Raw genomic sequence first — 720 nt, 5'->3', positions numbered from 1 at the left:
GGCTCAGGGCCGGCTCGATCACCACGTGACCCGGCCGCCTGCGTCCGGCAAGAGCGCAATAGTCGATATCCGACACCGCAGCCGCCAGCTCGGCGAACGCGCGGGCGCCGACGTCGGACACGTGCGACACGGTGGACAGTGCCAGACGCATCCGGTCCGGCAGCTCGCGGGCGAGGTCGAGAACGCCGAGTGGCCCTCCGAGGCGCTGCGGGTCGAGATTGACCGCGGCGAGGCCCCGGTCCGCCGCCCGCACAGCGTCTGTGGCGGAACCGACATCGGCCATCACTACCAAGCCCGGATCGGCGCCGTCTCCGGGAGCGCCGACGGCGGCCTGAGCCTCGAGGAGCTCGTCGAGGTTCTCCGCGCCGGCGGGTAACTGAAGCACGACATGACGTGGAAGTTCTCCGGACGCCATCCGGTCGGCGAGTGCGGCGGCGAGCTTGACCGGATCCAGCCGTTCCTCTCCCCGGAAGGAACCGGTCCCGGCCCATGGCTGCAACCAGATGGGGATACGGACACCCGTCAGTTCGGCGGCCACCACCGCGGCGTCGAGCAACGCGTCCGCTCCGACGACACCGGTCAGCTTGACCGCGGGGACGTCCGTTGCTCGTTCGAGCTGTCGCCGCATGCTGCCCCGGGCCCCGGTCGTGTGCACGACGGCGGCAGTACGCAGCGGTCGCCGAGTTCCACCGAGCACCTCGGCCAGCGGCACCTCGGCCG

At 71.5% G+C, this 720-nt stretch carries 1 protein-coding gene; it reads right to left on the bottom strand.

Annotation, left to right across the window (positions count from 1 at the left end; genetic code table 11):
• The coding region (locus ELR45_RS00655; protein WP_205855626.1) for a hypothetical protein at positions 1 to 720 on the bottom strand (720 nt) is incomplete at both ends.

Origin of the sequence: Phytoactinopolyspora endophytica (genome assembly GCF_004138495.1) — a bacterium.
GTDB classification, from domain to species: domain Bacteria; phylum Actinomycetota; class Actinomycetes; order Jiangellales; family Jiangellaceae; genus Phytoactinopolyspora; species Phytoactinopolyspora endophytica.
The sequence above is the reverse complement of the archived record's forward strand: the minus strand, read 5'-3'. Positions and strand labels throughout refer to the sequence as shown.